This window comes from Kitasatospora sp. NEAU-CNBT7 (assembly GCF_057220535.1).
Map to the genome: position 1 here is coordinate 65,041 of NZ_JBXQQB010000034.1, position 18,830 is coordinate 83,870.

Sequence of the window (18,830 nt, forward strand, 5' to 3'; positions counted from 1 at the left end):
GCGCGGCCGCACGCCGCGTCGCCCCGAATCTCCCCCCGCGCCGCCGTCCCCCCAGGACCGGCAGCGCCCCGCACACTCTGCCGTCCTCGCAGGTGGGACGGCATCCGTCGGGGTACTCAAGTGCGAGACTGAGTATCCGTACTCAGTTCCGGCGCACCCGGGACGGGACCGGGCGGGGTGCAACCGCGGCGCCGCCCGCGGCGTCCTGACAGCGCCGGGCCCGGTACGGGTACGGTGTGGCCCGGCCGGCCGGGGGCCGGTGCGGCGGCGGTGAAGGGGAGCACAGAGTTGAGCATCATTCCGTTGGTCTTCACCAGCGGCTGGGCGAGCGGGATCAACGCCTATGCCGTGGTGCTGCTGCTGGGCCTGTTCGGCCGCTTCGGCGGGGCGGACAGCGTGCCGCCGGCGCTGGAGCGCACCGATGTGCTGCTGGCCGCCTGCGCGCTGTTCCTCTGCGAGGCCGTGGCCGACAAGATCCCGTACGTGGACACCGTCTGGGACGCCGTGCACACCGTGATCCGCCCGGCCGCCGGCGCCACCGTGGCCGCCCTGATGGCCTCGCACGACCCCGGCTCGCTGGGCGAGGTCGCCGCGGGGGCGGTGGGCGGCACCACCGCGCTGGTCAGCCATCTGACCAAGGCCTCGCTGCGGATGGCCGTCAACACCTCGCCGGAGCCCGCCTCCAACATCATCGTCAGCCTGCTGGAGGACCTCTCGGTGGCCGGTCTGGTCACCCTGGCGGTCTTCCACCCGTGGGCGGCCGCCTCGATCGCCGCGGTGCTGCTGGTGCTCGGGGTGCTGCTGGTGCTGCTGGCGGTCTCCCGCATCCGGCGCTTCCTGCAGCGCCGCCGCGAACGCCGGGCCGGCCGCGCGGCCGCCGCGGTGGCGTAGGGCGGGTCCCGGAGGCGCCCCGCCGGAGGACGCCCCCGGTCCTGCCGGGCGGACCCACCGACGCCAGCGCCCGGGTGCGGCCCGGCACGAGGCCCTTCACCGGCACGCCCGGCCCGTCGCCCACCGCCGCGCACCGATCCGCCGCGCACCGGCCCGGCGGGCAGCCGAACCCGGCCAATGACGGAACCGACCTCCGGCAGGCGCGGCCGCCGGCGGGCCAGGTCCGTCGCGCGCCCGGGTGCCGGCCGGAGCCGGGTCCGGTACGGCCTAGGATCTTCTGCCATGGCACGGATCGTCATCATCGGCGCGGGAATGAGCGGGCTCGCGGCCGCCGCCAGGCTGGCCACCCTCGGGCACCGGGTGACGGTCTGCGAGGCCTCCGGCACGTACGGCGGGCAGGCCGGGCGGCACGAGTTCGACGGCTTCCGCTTCGACACCGGCCCGACCCTGCTCACGCTGCCCGCGGTCTACCGCGACCTCGCGCTGAAGACCGGCAAGGAGCCGCTGGAGCAGCTGGTCGGGCTCGCGCCGGTCGACCCGGAGAGCCGTCACCTGTTCCCCGACGGCACCGACCTGCTGCTGCCCAACGCCTCCCGCGGCGGCGTCGGCCAGGCGCTGGACGCCGCGTTCGGCGCGGGCTCGGGCGCCGCCTGGGCCGAGGTGATGAACCGGGGCCGGGCGGTCTGGGAGGCCACCCGCCGCCCGCTGCTGGAGGAACCCCTCCCGGACGACACCTCGCCGCTGCGCACCGACCCCTACCCCGCCGCCCCCCGGCGCGGCCTGGCCCGGCTGCGCCGCCGCCCCGGGTCCACGCTGGCCGAGGTCGCCCGCCACGAACTGGGCGGGCACCCCGGCCCGGCCCAGCTGCTGCACGAGTACGCGCTGCGCTTCGGCCTGGACCCGCGCGAGGCCCCCGCCGGGGCGACCGTGCTGCCGTACATGGAGCAGTCCTTCGGCGTCTGGTACGTCCGCGGGGGCATCCGGGCGCTGGCCGAGGCGGTGTACCGGCGGTGCGAGCTGCGCGGGGTGGAGTTCCGCTTCGGCACCCCGGTGACCGAGGTGCTGACCGCCGGCGGCCGGGTGAGCGGGGTGCTGGCGGACGGGAAGCCGCTCGACGCGGACCTGGTGGTCGCAGCCGGCGGGCACGACCGGCTGGTCCCCGGGCCCTCGTCCCGGCCGGTCCCGTCGGCCGGGGCCCGGTTGCTGACGGTCTTCCTCGCCCTCGACGGCGCGCGGCCCGCCGGTACCCCGCACCGGACCGTGGTGCACGCCGCCGACCCGGCGCGCGAGTGGGAGCAGGTGTTCGGGGCGGGTGTCCTGCCCGAGCGGCCGACCGTCCAGGTGCTGCGGCCCGACGACGCCTCGCTGGTCCCCTCCGGCGGGCACGAGGCGGTCACCCTGACCGTCACCGTCCCCGAGCAGGGCGAACCCGGTCCGGCCGAGCTGGAGTCCTACACCGACGGGCTCCTCGGCCACCTGGCCGCGGCCGGCCCGGACCTGCGCGGGCGGGTCCGCCGGTACGAGAGCAGGATCAGCGCGCCGATGCCGCCGCCCGCGCTCGCCGGGGCGGGCGGTGCCTATCTCGGTGCCCCGAACCGGGCGGCGGTCCCCGGCCTGTACCTGGTCGGCGCGCACGCGCACCCCGGCGGCGGGCTGGCCCGGGTCGGCATGTCCGCCTCGATCACGGCGGGCCTGATCGGCCCGGCCTGACCGCGCCCCGGCCCGCCGTCGGGACCGGTCTGCCCCCGGGACCGGCTCAGCCCTGCTGCTGGTAGTCCCAGGGCTGCGGCTGGTACTCGGGCGAGGCCTGCGGCTGCTGCGGGATGCCCTGGTACGGCTGCTGCTGGTACTCCCAGCCCTGCGCCGCCTGCTGCTGCGCCGCGTACGGGTCCTGGTACTGCGGCTGGCCGTACGGGTCCTGGTACTGCTGCTGGTAGACGGGCTGACCGTACACGTCGTACCCGTACGGCTGCTGCTGCTGGTACTCCCAGCCCTGCGCGGCCTGCTGCTGGTACTGCGGCTGGCCGTAGGCGTCGTAGGCGTAGGCCTGCTGCTCCTGCGGCTGCTGCGGGTCCTGCTGGTAGGCGGCTGGCTGCTGCGCGGTGTAGACGCCGTCGTCCGGGCCGATCTCCTGGAGCTCCTCGTAGGCGTACGGGGCCTCGGCCTCCTCCGCCTCCACCGGGCCGACCTCGCCGACCGGCGCCACCGCCTCGACGGCGGCCACCGCGGCGGCGCCGCCGGTGACGGCGCCCAGCAGCGGAACCCTGGCCAGCGGGCCCGGCAGGGAGCCGTCGGCCCCGCGCAGCGACCAGCCGACCGGGCGGCCGCGCTTGACCGCCAGCGTGACGAAGGTCTGCCCGACCGCGAAGACGGCCGCTCCGGCCCCTATCACCAGGACCGAGCTCAGCCGCATCCCGGCGACCACGCAGAGGAATCCGGCCAGCGCGAGCGCCCGCCAGAGCAGCGGGGCGCGGTTCTGCAGCAGCAGTTCGGCCACCAGCCAGAGCGCCACCAGCGCCAACGCGACGTACAGCAGCAGGTATCCGATGCCCATCCCCGCTACCTCCAGTCGCGTACCGCGCGGTTGCGGGCGACTGTACCCGCTCCCGGCCCGCAGACCCACATCCCCGGCGGCCCCGCGCGGGGCGGGCCGCGGGCGGGCGGTCAGCGCTGGTGCAGACCGAGGTTCTGGTAGATCTCCAGGGTCGAGGTGGAGTGGTTCAGCGTGATGAAGTGCAGACCGGGCGCGCCCTCCGCGAGCAGCCGCTCGGACATGGTCGTGGCGTGCTCGATGCCGATCGCCCGGACCGCGTCGGGGTTGTCGGCGACCGCCAGGAAGCGCTCCACCAGCTCGGGCGGGAAGTCCGAGCCGGACAGCTGCGGGAAGCGCTCCAGCTGCCTGATGTTGGTGACCGGCATGATCTCCGGGATGATCGGCGTCGCGCAGCCCGCGGCGGCGACCCGGTCGCGCAGCCGCAGGTAGTCCTCGACCTCGAAGAACATCTGGGTGATCGCGTAGTCCGCACCGGCCCGGCACTTGGCGACGAAGTGCCGGATGTCGTCGTCCCAGTTCTCCGAGCGCGGGTGCATCTGCGGGAAGGCGGCCACGCCCACGCAGAAGTCGCCGATCCCCTTGATCAGCTCGACCAGCTCGTACGCGAAGGTGACGCCCTCCGGGTGGCGGACCCACTCGCCCATCGGGTCGCCGGGCGGGTCGCCGCGCACCGCGAGGACGTTGCGCACGCCCTCGTCGGCGTACTGGCCGATGATGTTGCGCAGTTCGGCGACCGAGTGGTCGACCGCGGTGAGGTGGGCGACCGGGGTCAGCGTGGTCTCGGTGGCGATCCGGCCGACCAGGTTGACCGTGCGGCCGCGGGAGGAGCCGCCGGCGCCGTAGGTCATGCAGACGAAGTTGGGATCGAGCGACTCGACCCGGCGGATCGCGTCCCAGAGCCGGCGCTCGGCCTCCTCGCTGCGCGGGGGCATGAACTCGAACGAGAACGAGCGGTCACCTGCCGCCAGCAGATCGCGCACGGTCTGCGCACGGTCGGTCCTGGTGGAGGGAATCCCTAGTGCCATGCTCGCAGGTTAGCCGGGATGCGGAGAGGCCGACCAAACGAGGTCCACCAAGTGAGACACCCGTCGAGACGGTTTCGGCCACCCTGGGAGGCGGGTGCCGGGCGCCGTGGTGAGAGGGCCGCCGGACACCCCGATAGTCTGATTGTCAGCCAATCGATCCGGAGTTCCCCGTGCGTTCGCCCACCGGTCTGCCCAGCCACCCCCTCGACGCGGAAGCCGTACGGACCCGCGTCAACACGGCCCTCGCCGAGTTCATGGACGGCCGCACGGCCCTGCTGGACGGCATCTCCCCCCAGCTCCGCCCGGTCGCCGACGCCCTGCGCGACTTCCTGCTCGACGGCGGGAAACGGCTGCGGCCGGCCTTCTGCTACTGGGGCTGGCGCGGCGCCGGCGGCAGCGACCGGGACCCCGGCATCACCCGGGCGGCCGCCGCCCTCGAACTGCTCCAGGCGAGTGCACTCGTCCACGACGACCTGATGGACCGCAGCGACACCCGCCGCGGCCTGCCCTCCGTGCACCGCCGGTTCGAGGCGCTGCACCGCAGCAGCGGCTGGCGCGGCGACCGCGAACAGTACGGCGCCTCCGCGGCCGTCCTCCTCGGCGACCTGCTGCTGATCTGGTGCGACGAGCTGTTCAACAACTGCGGCCTGCCGCCGCAGGCCGTCCGGGCCGCCAAGCCCGCCTTCGACCTGATGCGCACCGAGGTCATGGTCGGCCAGTACCTCGACGTCCTCGAACCGGTGGCCGGCGACTCCGCCGACCCCGACGCCCTCGACCGGGCCCGGACCGTCCTGCACTACAAGTCCGCGAAGTACACCATCGAGCGCCCGCTCCAGGTCGGCGCCGTCCTCGCCGGGGCCGGCCCCGACCTGGTCGCCGCCTACGCCGCGTTCGGCCTGCCGCTCGGCGAGGCCTTCCAGCTCCGCGACGACCTGCTCGGCGTCTTCGGCGACCCCGCGGTCACCGGGAAGCCGGCCGGCGACGACCTGCGCGAGGGCAAGCGGACGCTGCTGGTCGCCCACGCCATGCGGGGCCTGCCCGCGGCGGACGCGCGGCACCTGGACGAGCGGCTCGGCGCGGCGGACCTGACGGCCGAGGAGGTGCCGGTGCTGCGGGCGCTGGTCGAGCGCAGCGGGGCGGCGGATCTGGTGGAGAAGCGGATCGACGAGCTGATGCGGGAGTCCCTGGCCGCCCTGGACGCCGCCCCCCTCGCCCCCGGCCCCACCCGCACCGTCCTCCTCTCCCTCGCCGAAGCCGCCACCACCCGCAAGTACTGACCCCCCGGGGAATCCAGGAGCGCCCACCGGGAGACGGGGGCACCCCCCAGGGGCGCGGGGAACTGCGCGAGGTCGGAAGCGGATCACCGTTCAGCCGGGGTCGGTGACCGAGTTGCAGGTGGTGCCCTGCCGTTTCGCGCAGTTCCGCCCCCAGCCTTCGGCCGGGAGGTGCCCCCAGCGCCCCTATGGGTGCCCCCCGGCGCCCCTGAAATCCACCGCGCGTCCGCCGGGAGGTGTCAGCGGTTGCGGAGGCGGCGGGCGAGTTCGGCGGCGGCTGCGCCCGGGTCGTCGGCTGCCGTGATGGCGCGGACGACGACCACCCGGTCGGCGCCGGCCGCGAGGACCTCGTCCAGGTTGGTGAGGTCGATGCCGCCGATGGCGAACCAGGGCCGGTCGGTCGGCTGCTTCGCCGCGTACGAGACCAGCGAGAGCCCCGGTGCGTGGCGGCCGGGCTTGGTGGGGGTGGGCCAGACCGGGCCGGTGCAGAAGTAGTCGACGCCGGCCTCGGTCAGCGCGGTGTCGACCTCGGACTCGGCGTGGCAGGAGCGGCCGATCAGCACGTCGGGCCCGAGGATCGCCCGCGCCGCCGGCACCGGCAGGTCGTCCTGCCCGAGGTGCAGCACCTGCGGCCGGGCCGCGTGCGCCACGTCGGCCCGGTCGTTGACCGAGAAGAGCTTGCCGTGGCGGCGGGCCGCGTCGGCGAAGACCTCCAGGTACTCGAGTTCCTGCTTCGCCTCCAGCCCCTTGTCCCGCAGCTGGACGATGTCCACGCCGCCGGCCAGCACCGCGTCCAGGAACTCGGGCAGGTCGCCCTGCTCGCGGCGGGCGTCGGTGCACAGGTACAGCCGGGCGTCCGCCAGCGCGGTGCGGGGGTCGGCCGTCACAGCAGCATCGCCTGGGCGCGGCGCTTCACCTCGGTGCCCCGGTTCTCCCGCAGCGCCTGGATCGGGCTGCCGGGCAGCGACGGGTCCTCGGTGAACATCCACTCGAGGATCTCCTCGTCGTTGAGCCCGCAGTCGCGCAGCACGGTCAACGTCCCGACCAGGTGCTTCACCGGCCCGGTGGGCTCGATGAAGTCGGCGGGCACCTGCAGCGAGTTGTTCTCGCCGCGGCGGACGGCCAGCAGGGTCCGGTTCCTCACCTGGTCCCGGACCTCGGTGATCTGCACCCCCCACAGCTCCGAGATGTCGGGCAGGTAGAGCCACGCGGGGACAAGGGCTTCAATCTTGGGATCAATCTTGCTCACGCCCCCAGCCTGCCACCTCCCGAGGCCCTCGCGCACCACCTCCCCGGCCGGGCCCCGCCGCTCCCCCGGTCGGCCACCCGGCCGGCCCCCGGTCAGGACCCCGGTCCGGCGGCCGCCGCCTTGAGCTGGACGGACGGGTCCGCGGCCAGGGCGCGGTCGAGCACCGCACCCCGGTCGATCAGCCGCTTGGCCTGGTTGAGGTCGCGCGGGCGGTCCACCGACAGGGTCGCGACCAGCGCCCCCTGACGCAGCCACAGCACCGACCAGGACGCCTCCTCGGGCGAGCCGCGGTGGATCAGCTCGTCGGCACCGGCGTGCCGGCCCGCGTACTGGACCATGTGCCCGAACTGCTCGGACCAGAAGTACGGCACCGGGTCGTAGGGGGTGTCGGCGCCGAGCATCACGGCGGCCGCGGCGCCGCCGGACTGCAGCGCGTGGTCCCAGTGCTGGACGGCCAGCCGGGTGCCGGAGCGGGCCGAGGGGTAGGAGACGCAGTCGCCCACCGCCCACACGCCGGGGGCGGTGGTGCGCAGCCGGTCGTCGACCAGGATCGCGCCGTCGGGGTCGAGTTCCACCGCGGAACCGGCCAGCCAGCCGGTGGCGGGACGGGCGCCGACGCCGACCAGCAGTTCGTCGGCGGCCAGCCGGGTGCCGTCGGTGAGCACCACCGCCGCGGGTTCGGCCGCCAGGACGCCGACCCCGCAGCGCAGGTCGACCCCGGCGGCGGCGTACCAGCCGGCCATCGCCGCGCCGACGGGTCCGGGCAGCGCTCCGGCCAGCGGGGCCGGTCCCGCCTCGACCACGGTCACCTCGCAGCCGAGCTGCCGGGCCACCGTCGCGGTCTCCGCGCCGATCCAGCCGGCCCCGGCGAGCACCAGCCGCACGCCCGGGCGCAGCCGTTCCCGCAGCGCGAGGGCATCGTCCAGGGTGCGCAGCAGGCGGGCGCCGGGGGCGCCGGGCAGCGGCCGGGGGGCGGCGCCGGTGGCGATCACCAGGCCGTCGTACGGGAGCTCGCCGGCGTCGGTGTGCAGCACCCCGGGGTGGAGGGCGAGGGCGCGGCGGCCGGGCAGCAGGTCGATGCCGAGGTGGTCCCAGTCGATGTCGAAGGCGGTGCTGTCGGCCTGGCCGAGCAGCACGTTCTTGGAGAGCGGCGGCCGGTCGTAGGGGCGGTGCGGCTCGTCGCCGAGCAGCGAGATCCGGCCCTCCCAGCCTCCGCGCCGCAGGCCCAGGGCGGCCTGGGCGCCCGCCATGCCCGCCCCGACCACGACCACTCGTCCGGTTCTCTTCAGTTCGACCACCGGGTCAGCCTATCCAGCGGGGTGTCCACCCTCCGTACGCACCTTCGGGATGGGCGGCGCCCGGCGTTATGGTGGACGGGCACCTCACACGGGAGCCCGGTGCACCGGGCTGAGAGGCGGGCTGGTGCGGCCTGCGACCGTCCGAACCTGATCCGGGTCATGCCGGCGAAGGGAGTTACCGACTTTGGCACGGACATCTGCGGCCGGGACGCCGGCGGCGCGCACGCCCGACGTGCTGGTGATCGGCGGCGGGATCATCGGCCTGGGCGTGGCCTGGCGGACGGCGCAGCGCGGACTGGCGGTCGCTGTCGTCGACCCGGCGCCGGGCGGCGGGGCGGCGCAGGTCGCGGCCGGCATGCTGGCGCCGGTCACGGAGCTGCAGTACGGCGAGGAGCCGCTGCTGCGGCTCGGGATGGCGTCGAACGAGCGGTACGCCGACTTCGCCGCGGAGCTGACCGCCGCCACCGGCCTGGACACCGGCTACCGCCGGACCGGCACGCTGGCGGTGGCGCTGGACTCCGACGACCGCGAGGAGCTGCGCGAGCTGCTCGCCTTCCACCAGCGGCTCGGACTGGAGTCGCACTGGCTGACCGGCCGCGAGTGCCGCAAGCTCGAGCCGATGCTGGCCCCGGGAGTGCGCGGCGGGCTGCAGGTGACGGGCGATCACCAGGTGGACGGCCGGCGGCTGGCGAAGGCCCTGCTGGCCGCGTGCGAACGCGAGGGCGTGCTGCTGCACCGGTCCGAGGCCGCCGCGCTGCTGGTCGAGGACGGCCGGGCCACCGGGGTCCGGCTGGCCGACGGCTCCGAGCTCACCGCCGGGCAGCTGGTCCTGGCGGCGGGCTGCCGCAGCCACCTGCTGCCGGGGCTGCCCGCCGGGGTGCTGCCGCCGGTCCGTCCGGTCAAGGGCCAGGTGCTGCGGCTGCGGATCCCGCAGCCGTACGCGCCGTTCCTGTCCCGCAACGTGCGGGCCGTGGTGCGCGGGCAGCACATCTACCTGGTGCCGCGGGCCGACGGCGAGCTGGTGATCGGGGCGACCAGCGAGGAGCTGGGCCACGACACCACCGTCACCGCCGGCGGCGTGTACGAGCTGCTGCGCGACGCGCACGAGCTGATCCCCGGCATCACCGAGCTGCCGCTGGCGGAGACCGGTGCCGGGCTGCGGCCCGGCTCGCCCGACAACGCCCCGCTGCTCGGCCCGACCGCACTGCCCGGCCTCACCGCCGCCACCGGCCACTACCGCAACGGCGTGCTGCTCACCCCGGTCACCGCCGATCTGATCGCCGAGCAGCTGGCCACCGGTGTGCTGCCCGGACTCGCCGCCCCCTTCTCCCCCAGCCGCTTCACCGCAGAGGTCCCGTCATGAACCAGATTCCGCTCACCGTCAACGGCGAGCCCCGCGAGCTGCCCGCCTCGACCACGCTGGCCGAGGTGGTGGCCCAGCTGAGCAAGGCGCCCTCGGGGGTGGCCGCGGCGCTCAACGAGGCGGTGGTGCCGCGCGGGTCGTGGACCGCGACGGTGCTGAGCGCCGGCGACCGGGTCGAGATCCTCACCGCCGTCCAGGGCGGCTGAGCGCCGTGGCGGACGACGTTCTCACCATCGCCGGGACGGCCTTCACCTCCCGGCTGATCATGGGCACCGGCGGCGCCCCCAGCCTGGACGTGCTGGAGCAGGCGCTGCTGGTCTCCGGGACCGAGCTGACCACGGTCGCGATGCGCCGCGTCGACCCCGGCACCCAGGGGTCGGTGCTCGACGTGCTGACCCGCAACGGCATCCGGGTGCTGCCCAACACGGCCGGCTGCTTCACCGCCGGGGAGGCGGTGCTGACCGCCCGGCTCGCCCGCGAGGCGCTCGGCACGGACTGGGTGAAGCTGGAGGTGATCGCCGACGAGCGGACCCTGCTGCCCGACCCGATCGAGCTGCTGGACGCCGCCGAGACGCTGGTCGACGACGGCTTCACGGTGCTGCCGTACACCAACGACGACCCGGTGCTGGCCCGCAAGCTGGAGGACGTCGGCTGTGCGGCGATCATGCCGCTGGGTTCGCCGATCGGCTCCGGCCTCGGGATCCGCAACCCGCACAACTTCCAGCTGATCGTGGAGAACGCGGGCGTCCCGGTGGTGCTGGACGCGGGCGCCGGCACCGCCTCCGACGTGGCGCTGGCGATGGAGCTGGGCTGCGCCGCGGTGATGCTGGCCTCCGCGGTGACCCGGGCCCAGGACCCGGTGCTGATGGCCGAGGCGATGCGCCGGGGCGTGGAGGCCGGGCGGCTCGCCCACCGGGCCGGGCGGATCCCGCGCCGGTTCCACGCCGAGGCCTCCTCGGCGATGGCCGGCCGGGCCGAACTGGACGTGCGGGAGCGCCCGGCGTTCTGACCGGGTCTCAACTTCGGCACAGACCGGCCCGCGACGGGCAGGCCCCGGGCCCGCCCGGGGCCTGCGCCTCTACACTCCTCTGGTGGACATGACGCTGCGCGACCCCCTGATCGGAACGCTGCTCGACGGCCGGTACCGGATCGAGCAGCGGGTCGCCGCCGGTGGGATGTCCACGGTCTACCGGGGGCTGGACACCCGGCTGGACCGGGTGGTGGCGCTGAAGGTGATGCACCCGTCGCTGGTCGGCGACAGCGACTTCACGGCCCGGTTCATCCGCGAGGCCAAGGCCATCGCCCGGCTGGCCCACCCCAACGTGGTGAACGTCTTCGACCAGGGCGCCGACGGCCAGACCGTCTTCCTGGCGATGGAGTACGTGCCCGGTTCCAACCTGCGGGACGTGTTGCGCGACCGGGGCGCGCTGTCGGTGCGGGCCGCGCTGGACGTGATGGAGCCGATCCTGGCCGCGCTCGGCGCCGCCCACCGGGCCGGCCTGGTGCACCGGGACATCAAGCCGGAGAACGTCCTGATCACCGAGGGCGGCATGGTCAAGGTCGCCGACTTCGGCCTGGTCCGGCTGCTCTCGGCGGCCGGCGGCGAGGTCACCAGCACCACCGAGGCGGGCACCGTGCTCGGCACCGTCTCGTACCTGGCCCCGGAGCAGATCCGGCAGGCCCCGACCGACCAGCGGGTCGACGTGTACGCGGCCGGCATCCTGCTGTACGAGCTGCTCACCGGCACCAAGCCGCACTCCGGCGACCACCCCGCCCAGGTGATGTACCAGCACCTGCACGAGCGGGTCCCGGCGCCGTCGCTGTCCGCCCCGGCGGTGGGCCCGGAGCTGGACGCGATAGTGGCCGCCGCCACCGCCCACGACCCCGAGGCCCGGCCCTGGGACGCGGTGGAGCTGCTGGCCACCCTGCAGCGGGCCCGGCGCACGCTGAGCCAGGCCCAGCTGGACGCGGAGCCGCCGGCCTCCTCCCGGCTGACGCCGCAGTACTCGACCGGCGAGGTCACCTCGGTGATCTCGCCGCCGGTGGAGCGGACCAGCGTGCTGGAGGTGCCGCCGGACCTGCTGCCGCCGCGCCCGCCGGTGGACGAGCCCGCCGCGCACCACACCGTGCAGCTGCGCCGGGTCCGCCCGCCGCGTCCGCGCCGCTCGCGCAAGCCGTTCGTCTGGGCGGGTGCGATCGCGGTGCTGCTGGCGGCGGTCGCCGTCACCACGTACCTGCTGTCGGGCGCGGTGTACACCACGGTGCCCGCCGTGCTCGGGCAGTCCCAGGCGCAGGCCCAGGCGACCCTCGACAAGGCCGGGCTGCACGGCACCTACGTCCAGGAGTTCAGCGAGTCGGTGCAGGCCGGGCAGGTGATCTCGACCGACCCCGGGGTCGGGCAGCGGGCCCGCAAGAGCGACTCGGTGCGGGTGGTGCTCTCCCGGGGTCCGGAGCGGGTCCAGGTGCCGGAGCTGGCCGGCAAGCCGCTGGAGGCGGCGCGCAAGGCGCTCACCGACGCCCGGCTGACCCCGGGCACGGTGACCGAGGCGTTCGACGACGCGGTGCCCAAGGGTTCGGTGATCAGTGCCTCCCCGGCCACGGGCGGGCAGCTCGCGGTGGGTGCGCCGGTGGCGCTGGTGGTCAGCAAGGGCCAGGTCCCGGTGCCGAACGTGGTCGGGATGGACAAGGACGCGGCCACCAAGGCGCTCACCGACGCCGGGTTCAAGGTGCAGACCGCGGGCCTCAACCTGTTCGGTACCGGGAAGGTCTCCTCGCAGACCCCGCCGGCCGGGCAGCCGCGCCCGCAGGGCACCGTGGTGACGATCTCCTTCAGCCTGTTCTAGGGCGCGGCGGCGGGGAGCGGGCTCAGCGCAGCGGCCCGTCGCCGGGCTCCTCCTGGTACGAGTAGCGCTGCTCGGCCCAGGGGTCGGCGAGGTTGTGGTAGCCACGCTCCTCCCAGAAGCCGCGGCGGTCGGCCCGCATGTACTCGACCGCGCGGACCCACTTGGGCCCCTTCCAGGCGTACAGGTGCGGCACCACCAGCCGGACCGGGAAGCCGTGCTCCAGGGTGAGCGGCTCGTCGTTGTGGTGGGTGGCGAAGACGGTGCCGGGGTCGGCGAAGTCGGCGAGCCGCAGGTTGGCGCTGTAGCCGTACTCGGCCCAGACCATCACGTGGGTGACGCCGGCGGCCGGCGGGACCAGGTCGAGGACGGTCTTGGCGGCGACCCCGCCCCACTCGTTGCCGAGCATCGAGAAGCGGGTCACGCAGTGCAGGTCGCCGCGGACGGTGACCCGGGGCAGGGCGTGGAAGGCGGCGAAGTCCCAGCTGTGCTTCTCGGCGGAGGCGGTCGCGCCGAACACCTGGAAGTCCCAGCTCTGCGGTTTGAAGCGGGGCACCGGTCCGTAGTGCAGCACCGGCCAGCCGCGCTGCAGCCGCTGGCCCGGGGGGATCCGCGGGTCAGACGGCTGAGGCTGTTCCGGTTGGTGCTGACCCATCTCTCCATGGTGACAGACGGCGGGCGCCGCACCTCGCGCGCCCCTCGCGCACGCCCCCCGATTGGCGGATATCGGACAATACGACACATGTCCGAGTGAGTGTGAACTTACTGGAATTACCGGCCGCAAGGGTGCCACGATGCCACCAACCGCGGTAGCGCGTGCGACGCATGGGACAAGGAAGGCACCGCCATGAAGGGCGACCCCGAGGTCATCGAATTCCTCAACGAGCAGCTCACCGCCGAGCTGACCGCGATCAACCAGTACTTCCTGCACGCGAAGATGCAGGAGAACAACGGCTGGACCAAGCTCGCCAAGTACACCCGGCACGAGTCCTTCGACGAGATGAAGCACGCCGAGACGCTCACCGACCGGATCCTGTTCCTCGACGGCCTGCCCAACTACCAGCGGCTGTTCCACGTCCGGATCGGGCAGACCGTGAAGGAGATGTTCGAGGCCGACCGGCAGGTCGAGGTCGAGGCGATCGACCGGCTGCGCCGGGGCATCGTGGTGATGCGCGCCAAGAACGACGTCACCTCGGCCAACATCTTCGAGGACATCCTGGCCGACGAGGAGCACCACATCGACTACCTCGACACCCAGCTCGAACTGCTGGAGAAGCTCGGCGAGCCGCTCTACCTGGCCCAGCTGATCGAGCAGCCGGAGTCCTGACCCGCCCCCGCCGCTACGGCGCTACGCCGCCAGCGGCGCGGAGTCCGGCTCGGCGAGCCCCAGCCGGGCCGCCAGCCTGGATGTCGGGCACGGGCGGGCACCGTGCTCCCCGAGCAGGGCCTGGATCCGCCGGACGCAGGAACCGCAGTCGGTGCCGGCCTTGCAGCCCTTGGCGATCTGGCGCGGGGTGACGGCGCCGGCCTCGATCTCGTCCTTCACCTGGGCCTCGGTGACCGCATGGCACATGCAGACGTACATCGCGGTCTCTCCCGGTGGTGCTGGCGGTGCTGGACGGTGCAGGTACTGGACGGTGCCGGCGCTACGGCGAGCAAGATCAGCAAAGCCTTGCCTTACCTCGCTAAGCCTTACCTTACCCGGCGATCGGCACAGGAAAAAGCCCCTCCCCGCTCGGATCGTCCGAGCGGGGAGGGGCTTTCGTCACACCGGCGCGGGCCGGCGCCGTCGGCGGGTCTCAGTGGCTGCGGTACATCTCCGCCACCAGGAACGCCAGGTCCAGCGACTGGCTGCGGTTGAGCCGCGGGTCGCAGGCCGTCTCGTAGCGCTGGTGCAGGTCGTCCTCGAACACCTCGTCGCCACCGCCGACGCACTCGGTGACGTCGTCACCGGTCAGCTCGACGTGGATGCCGCCCGGGTGGGTGCCGAGCGCGCGGTGCACCTCGAAGAAGCCCTTGACCTCGTCGAGCACGTCGTCGAAGCGGCGGGTCTTGTGCCCGGTCTCGGCCTCGTAGGTGTTGCCGTGCATCGGGTCGCAGATCCAGACCACCTGGGCACCGCTCGCGGTGACCTTCTCGACCAGGTTGGGCAGGTGCTCGCGGACCTTGCCCGCACCCATCCGGGTGATGAAGGTGAGGCGGCCCGGCTCGCGCTCCGGGTCGAGCCGGTCGATCAGGGTGAGCGCCTCGTCGACCGTGGTGGTCGGACCGAGCTTGACCCCGATCGGGTTGCGGATCTTCGAGGCGAACTCGATGTGCGCGTGGTCCAGCTGCCGGGTCCGCTCGCCGATCCAGACCATGTGGCCGGAGACGTCGTACAGGTGGCCGGTGCGCGAGTCCGTCCGGGTGAGGGCGGTCTCGTAGTCCAGGATCAGCGCCTCGTGCGAGGAGAAGAACTCGACCGTCTTGAACTCCTCGGGGGCGACCCCGCAGGCGTTCATGAAGGCCAGCGCGTTGTCGATCTCGCGGGCCAGCTTCTCGTACCGCTGCCCGGCCGGCGAGTTGCGCACGAAGTCCTGGTTCCAGGCGTGCACCTGGCGCAGGTCGGCGTAGCCACCGGTGGTGAAGGCGCGGACCAGGTTGAGCGTCGCGGCGGACGCGTTGTACATCCGCTTCAGGCGCTCCGGGTCCGGGATCCGGGACTCCGGGGTGAATTCGAAGCCGTTCACCGAGTCGCCGCGGTAGACCGGCAGGGTCACACCGTCGCGGGTCTCGGTCGACTTGGAGCGGGGCTTGGAGTACTGCCCGGCGATCCGGCCGACCTTCACCACCGGCACCGAGGCCGCGTACGTGAGCACGGCGGCCATCTGCAGCAGGGTCTTCAGCTTGTTGCGGATCTGCTCGGCGGAGACCCCGTCGAACGCCTCGGCGCAGTCACCGCCCTGCAGCAGGAAGGCCTCACCGCGCGCGACGGCACCGAGCCTGGCGCGCAGCTGGTCGCACTCGCCGGCGAAGACGAGGGGCGGATACGAGGCGAGGTCCGCAAGGGTCTTGCGCAGCGCCTCTTGGTCCGGCCATTCAGGCTGCTGCGCCGCGGGCAGGGACTGCCAGGAGTGGCCAGTCCTCGATGTCTCAGTCGTCACGGTCACAGGATCAAGGCTACGGGGTGCGACAACCGGATTGTGACGACCGACCGCTGGGTGAGACATCTGCTGGACATTTCGGTGATCGGGTTCACACCCCCGGCCCATCGGTTACGCTCGTGCCCATGAACGCGCCGCACACCCTCTGCTGGTGGTGGACCAACCCCTCGGGTGGTCCACGAAACGCGCGTCCCTGAGACGAACGACGGCCGCCCCCCGGGGCGGCCGTCGGCGTATCGAGGCTCTGACGGCCCTCCCGGACAGCGGACCGGAGCACAGCTCCCCGCCCACCCTCCCGGAAGGACCGCCGCACCCGTGACCACCACCGGCCCCGCCGCCCTGCTCGCCCGTCTCACCTCCCCCGGCGCGCCCGCCTTCGCGGTGCTGCACCGCCGCACCCCCAGGCTCGCGCCGGACACCGTCGAGGTGCTGCTGGGCACCGTCGGCAGCCACGACACGCTCGCCGACCTGCCGGTGCCCACCGGCCTGCCCGCCGACGGGCCGCGCCACGACCTGCTCGCCCTGGTCCCGTACCGGCAGATCCGCGAACGCGGCTTCGAGGCGCACGACGACGCCACCCCGCTGCAGGCGCTCGCCGTCGAGGAGCAGTACGCCTTCCCGCTGGCCGACCTGCTCGCCGCACTGCCGCGGCAGCCGGTCCGGCTGGAGGGCGGCGGCTTCGACATCGACGACGAGGAGTACGCCGGCATCGTCCGCCGGGTGATCGAGGACGAGATCGGCAACGGCGAGGGCGCCAACTTCGTCATCCGGCGCGACTTCCGCGCCCGCCTCGACGGCTTCACCACCGGCACCGCGCTGACGCTGCTTCGCCGGCTGCTGGAACAGGAGCGCGGCGCGTACTGGACCTTCCTGGTGCACACCGGCGACCGGGTGCTGGTCGGCGCCTCGCCGGAGGTCCACGTCCGGCAGTCCGGCGGCACGGTGGTGATGAACCCGATCTCCGGCACCTACCGCTATCCGGCCGGCGGCTCCGACCTGGACTCGCTGCTCGCCTTCCTGCACGACCCCAAGGAGCTGGAGGAGCTCACCATGGTGGTCGACGAGGAGCTCAAGATGATGTGCACCGTCGGCGACCTCGGCGGCCAGGTGCTCGGCCCCCGGCTCAAGGAGATGGCGCACCTCGCACACACCGAGTACGAGCTGCGCGGGCGCACCTCGCTGGACGTCCGGGAGGTGCTGAAGGAGACCATGTTCGCGGCCACCGTCACCGGCAGCCCGGTCCAGAACGCCACCCGGGTGATCAAGCGGTACGAGCGCGGCGGGCGCGGCTACTACTCCGGTGCGCTGGCCCTGATCGGCCGCGGCGCCAGCGGCGGACAGCAGCTGGACTCCCCGATCTGCATCCGGACCGCGGACGTCGACCCCGCCACCGGCGACCTGGTGGTCCGGGTCGGCGCGACCCTGGTCCGGCACTCCGACCCGTACTCCGAGGTGGCCGAGACCCACGCCAAGGCGGCCGGGGTGCTCGCCGCGATCGGCGCCCGCCCGGGCCCGGCGCGCAGCGGCGGCGCGGTCGACGGCGGTGGCGGCGCGGCCGGCGGCGGGGCCCGGCGGCTGGCCGACGACCACCGGGTGCAGGCAGCGCTGGACGCCCGGCGCGCCGGGCTGGCGCCGTTCTGGCTGCGGATGCAGCAGCCCGCCGCGCCGCTGCAGGGCCCGCACACCCTGGTCGTGGACGGCGAGGACACCTTCACCTCGATGCTCTCCCACCTGCTCGGCTCGCTCGGCCACCGGGTCACCGTGGTCCGGTACGACACCCCGGGCCTGCGCGCGCTGGCGGCCGAGCACCGCGGCCCGCTGGTGCTCGGCCCCGGACCGGGCGACCCGGCGGACCCGGCCGACCCCAAGATGGCGCTGCTGCGGCCGATTGCCGCCGACGCGCTCGCCGCCGCCCGCTCCGGCAGCCGCGGCGCGCCGCTGCTCGCGGTCTGCCTCAGCCACCAGCTGATCGCCCATCGGCTCGGGCTGCCGCTGGTCCGCAAGGGCGTCCCCTACCAGGGCGCCCAGGAGAGCATCGACCTGTTCGGCACCCGGCGCACCGTCGGCTTCTACAGCACCTTCACCGCCCGCTGCACCGACGCCGAGGCGGCCCGCCTCGCGCTGGACTCCGTCGAGCTCTCCCGCGACCCGCTGACCGGCGACGTCCACGCGCTGCGCGGCCCGGGCTTCGCCACCCTCCAGTTCCACCCGGAGTCGGTCCTCACCCGCGAGGGCGTCGACATCGTCGCGGGGCTGCTGCGGACGGGATCCCATGTGGCCACCGGCTGATCATCCGTCAAGAATACTCTCGGGATGCGTCATTGACGAGGGCCGCCGGCATCGCCGTCCCCACCCCCCAAATGTGACACTGGGTCACGCATTGCCGTGACTTTGACCACAGTTGACCACCCCTTTGACCCATTTGGCACGTCTCACCACCCTTGATCCAACACAAAGAGTCACGCTCAGCAATACCGCTTTGACACCCAGTTCGGCCGTCGGCGAAGCTCCGCCAGCCTGCATTAAAAGATCTTAAGAATTGGGAACTGGGGCACAGTGGCACATACAGAGTGGAGACGGTCCGCACGCGGCTGGCTGGCCGCCGCGGTTGCCGTAGGGGCACTCGTCGGTGCGGGGATCACTCCGGCGGTGGCGGCAACGGCCGCCGCCGGAACACCCGCCAACCCGGCGCAGTCGGGACCGGCCAAGGACACCTCACCCGAGAGCGAGGCCGTCGCCGAGGCGAGGCGGACCGGGAAGCCGGTGGAGGTGGCGTCGAAGCGCACCGAGACCGTTGACGTGGTCGCGCAGCCGGACGGCAGGCTGGTGGCGACGACGTACGTGCAGCCGCACCGGGTGCGCAAGGCGGGTGGTGGCTGGGTGGACATCGACCCGGCGCTGACGGTGCGGGCGGACGGTTCGGTGGCGCCGAAGGCGGCGACGGCGGACGTGGTGTTCTCCGGCGGCGGGCTCTCGCAGCCGCTGGTGCGGATGGCCTCGCAGGGCAGGGAGCTGACGCTCGGCTGGCCCCACGCGCTGCCGAAGCCGGTGGTGGACGGCAGCACGGCGGAGTACCGCTCGATCCTGCCGGACGTGGACCTGAAGCTGACCGCGACGCGCACCGGCTTCAGCCAGATCCTCGTGGTGCACACCGCGGCGGCGGCGAAGAACCCGGAGCTCGACCAGTTGCGGC

17 protein-coding genes, 1 pseudogene and 1 riboswitch are annotated in these 18,830 nt (G+C 73.8%); of the genes and pseudogenes, 10 read left to right on the top strand and 8 right to left on the bottom strand.

Annotated elements, in window-relative coordinates; translation table 11 throughout:
* The first annotated feature begins 288 nt into the window (after positions 1–288).
* Complete coding sequence (locus AC2TEW_RS31885) at positions 289–891, top strand: DUF4126 domain-containing protein (protein WP_484624436.1); 603 nt, start codon at positions 289–291, stop codon at positions 889–891.
* Between the two features lie 282 nt (positions 892–1,173).
* Positions 1,174–2,601: a phytoene desaturase family protein gene (locus AC2TEW_RS31890; RefSeq protein WP_484624437.1), complete on the top strand. Its 1,428-nt coding sequence runs from the start codon at positions 1,174–1,176 to the stop codon at positions 2,599–2,601.
* A 46-nt stretch (positions 2,602–2,647) separates the two neighbouring features.
* Here the strand turns inward: AC2TEW_RS31890 and AC2TEW_RS31895 are convergent, their stop codons facing one another.
* The gene (locus tag AC2TEW_RS31895; protein ID WP_484624438.1) at positions 2,648–3,445 is read right to left on the bottom strand and encodes a hypothetical protein; all 798 of its coding nucleotides are present in this window, start codon (positions 3,443–3,445) and stop codon (positions 2,648–2,650) included.
* A gap of 110 nt (positions 3,446–3,555) precedes the next feature.
* Positions 3,556–4,470 (bottom strand): methylenetetrahydrofolate reductase [NAD(P)H], encoded by a 915-nt coding sequence (gene metF, locus AC2TEW_RS31900; RefSeq protein ID WP_063794515.1) that lies wholly within the window; start codon positions 4,468–4,470, stop codon positions 3,556–3,558.
* Between the two features lie 170 nt (positions 4,471–4,640).
* On the opposite strand from metF, the gene AC2TEW_RS31905 reads away from it, so the two are divergent.
* Complete coding sequence (locus AC2TEW_RS31905) at positions 4,641–5,747, top strand: polyprenyl synthetase family protein (RefSeq protein ID WP_484624439.1); 1,107 nt, start codon at positions 4,641–4,643, stop codon at positions 5,745–5,747.
* Between the two features lie 236 nt (positions 5,748–5,983).
* On the opposite strand, the gene thiE is transcribed toward AC2TEW_RS31905, so the two are convergent.
* The 3 genes from thiE to AC2TEW_RS31920 form a co-directional block, all read right to left on the bottom strand.
* Positions 5,984–6,631 carry a thiamine phosphate synthase gene (thiE, locus tag AC2TEW_RS31910; protein ID WP_484624440.1) on the bottom strand — a complete coding sequence of 216 codons (648 nt, stop codon included), beginning with the start codon at positions 6,629–6,631 and terminating at the stop codon, positions 5,984–5,986.
* Entirely contained in the window at positions 6,628–6,993 is a 366-nt protein-coding gene (locus tag AC2TEW_RS31915) for an Rv2175c family DNA-binding protein (protein WP_033824699.1), read from the bottom strand. The genes thiE and AC2TEW_RS31915 overlap by 4 nt, the downstream gene beginning before the upstream one ends.
* Before the next feature lie 92 nt (positions 6,994–7,085).
* Positions 7,086–8,291: an NAD(P)/FAD-dependent oxidoreductase gene (locus AC2TEW_RS31920; RefSeq protein ID WP_484624441.1), complete on the bottom strand. Its 1,206-nt coding sequence runs from the start codon at positions 8,289–8,291 to the stop codon at positions 7,086–7,088.
* Positions 8,292–8,369: 78 nt separating this feature from the next.
* Positions 8,370–8,482, top strand: a riboswitch (TPP riboswitch).
* On the opposite strand from AC2TEW_RS31920, the gene thiO reads away from it, so the two are divergent.
* The 4 genes from thiO (at position 8,476) to pknB (ending at position 12,497) form a co-directional block, all read left to right on the top strand.
* A complete protein-coding gene (gene thiO, locus AC2TEW_RS31925; RefSeq protein WP_484624442.1) occupies positions 8,476–9,654 on the top strand; it encodes a glycine oxidase ThiO in 1,179 nt (392 codons plus the stop codon). Its footprint overlaps the riboswitch before it by 7 nt.
* Positions 9,651–9,860, top strand: coding sequence for a sulfur carrier protein ThiS (thiS, locus tag AC2TEW_RS31930; protein WP_484624443.1), 210 nt, complete (start codon positions 9,651–9,653; stop codon positions 9,858–9,860). The genes thiO and thiS overlap by 4 nt, the downstream gene beginning before the upstream one ends.
* 5 nt (positions 9,861–9,865) lie before the next feature.
* Positions 9,866–10,663 (top strand): thiazole synthase, encoded by a 798-nt coding sequence (locus tag AC2TEW_RS31935; protein WP_033824702.1) that lies wholly within the window; start codon positions 9,866–9,868, stop codon positions 10,661–10,663.
* Positions 10,664–10,751: 88 nt separating this feature from the next.
* Entirely contained in the window at positions 10,752–12,497 is a 1,746-nt protein-coding gene (pknB, locus tag AC2TEW_RS31940) for a Stk1 family PASTA domain-containing Ser/Thr kinase (RefSeq protein ID WP_484624456.1), read from the top strand.
* A gap of 22 nt (positions 12,498–12,519) precedes the next feature.
* Here pknB and AC2TEW_RS31945 read toward each other — a convergent pair whose 3' ends face one another.
* Complete coding sequence (locus AC2TEW_RS31945) at positions 12,520–13,149, bottom strand: sulfite oxidase-like oxidoreductase (RefSeq protein WP_484624444.1); 630 nt, start codon at positions 13,147–13,149, stop codon at positions 12,520–12,522.
* Between the two features lie 192 nt (positions 13,150–13,341).
* Here AC2TEW_RS31945 and bfr point away from each other — a divergent pair, with 192 nt between their 5' ends.
* Positions 13,342–13,821, top strand: a complete 480-nt coding sequence (gene bfr / locus AC2TEW_RS31950; RefSeq protein WP_033824704.1) for a bacterioferritin — start codon at positions 13,342–13,344, stop codon at positions 13,819–13,821.
* A gap of 21 nt (positions 13,822–13,842) precedes the next feature.
* Here the strand turns inward: bfr and AC2TEW_RS31955 are convergent, their stop codons facing one another.
* Together AC2TEW_RS31955 and AC2TEW_RS31960 are read right to left on the bottom strand one after the other, a co-directional pair.
* On the bottom strand, positions 13,843–14,079 hold the full coding sequence (locus AC2TEW_RS31955) for a (2Fe-2S)-binding protein (protein WP_033824705.1): 237 nt from the start codon (positions 14,077–14,079) through the stop codon (positions 13,843–13,845).
* Positions 14,080–14,293: 214 nt separating this feature from the next.
* Entirely contained in the window at positions 14,294–15,703 is a 1,410-nt protein-coding gene (locus AC2TEW_RS31960) for a class II 3-deoxy-7-phosphoheptulonate synthase (RefSeq protein WP_484624445.1), read from the bottom strand.
* 249 nt (positions 15,704–15,952) lie between these two features.
* Between AC2TEW_RS31960 and AC2TEW_RS31965 the strand changes: the two genes are divergently transcribed.
* Entirely contained in the window at positions 15,953–17,926 is a 1,974-nt protein-coding gene (locus AC2TEW_RS31965; RefSeq protein WP_484624446.1) for an anthranilate synthase family protein, read from the top strand.
* Between the two features lie 360 nt (positions 17,927–18,286).
* Positions 18,287–18,830, top strand: a pseudogene (locus tag AC2TEW_RS31970) (LamG domain-containing protein); the annotation flags it as partial.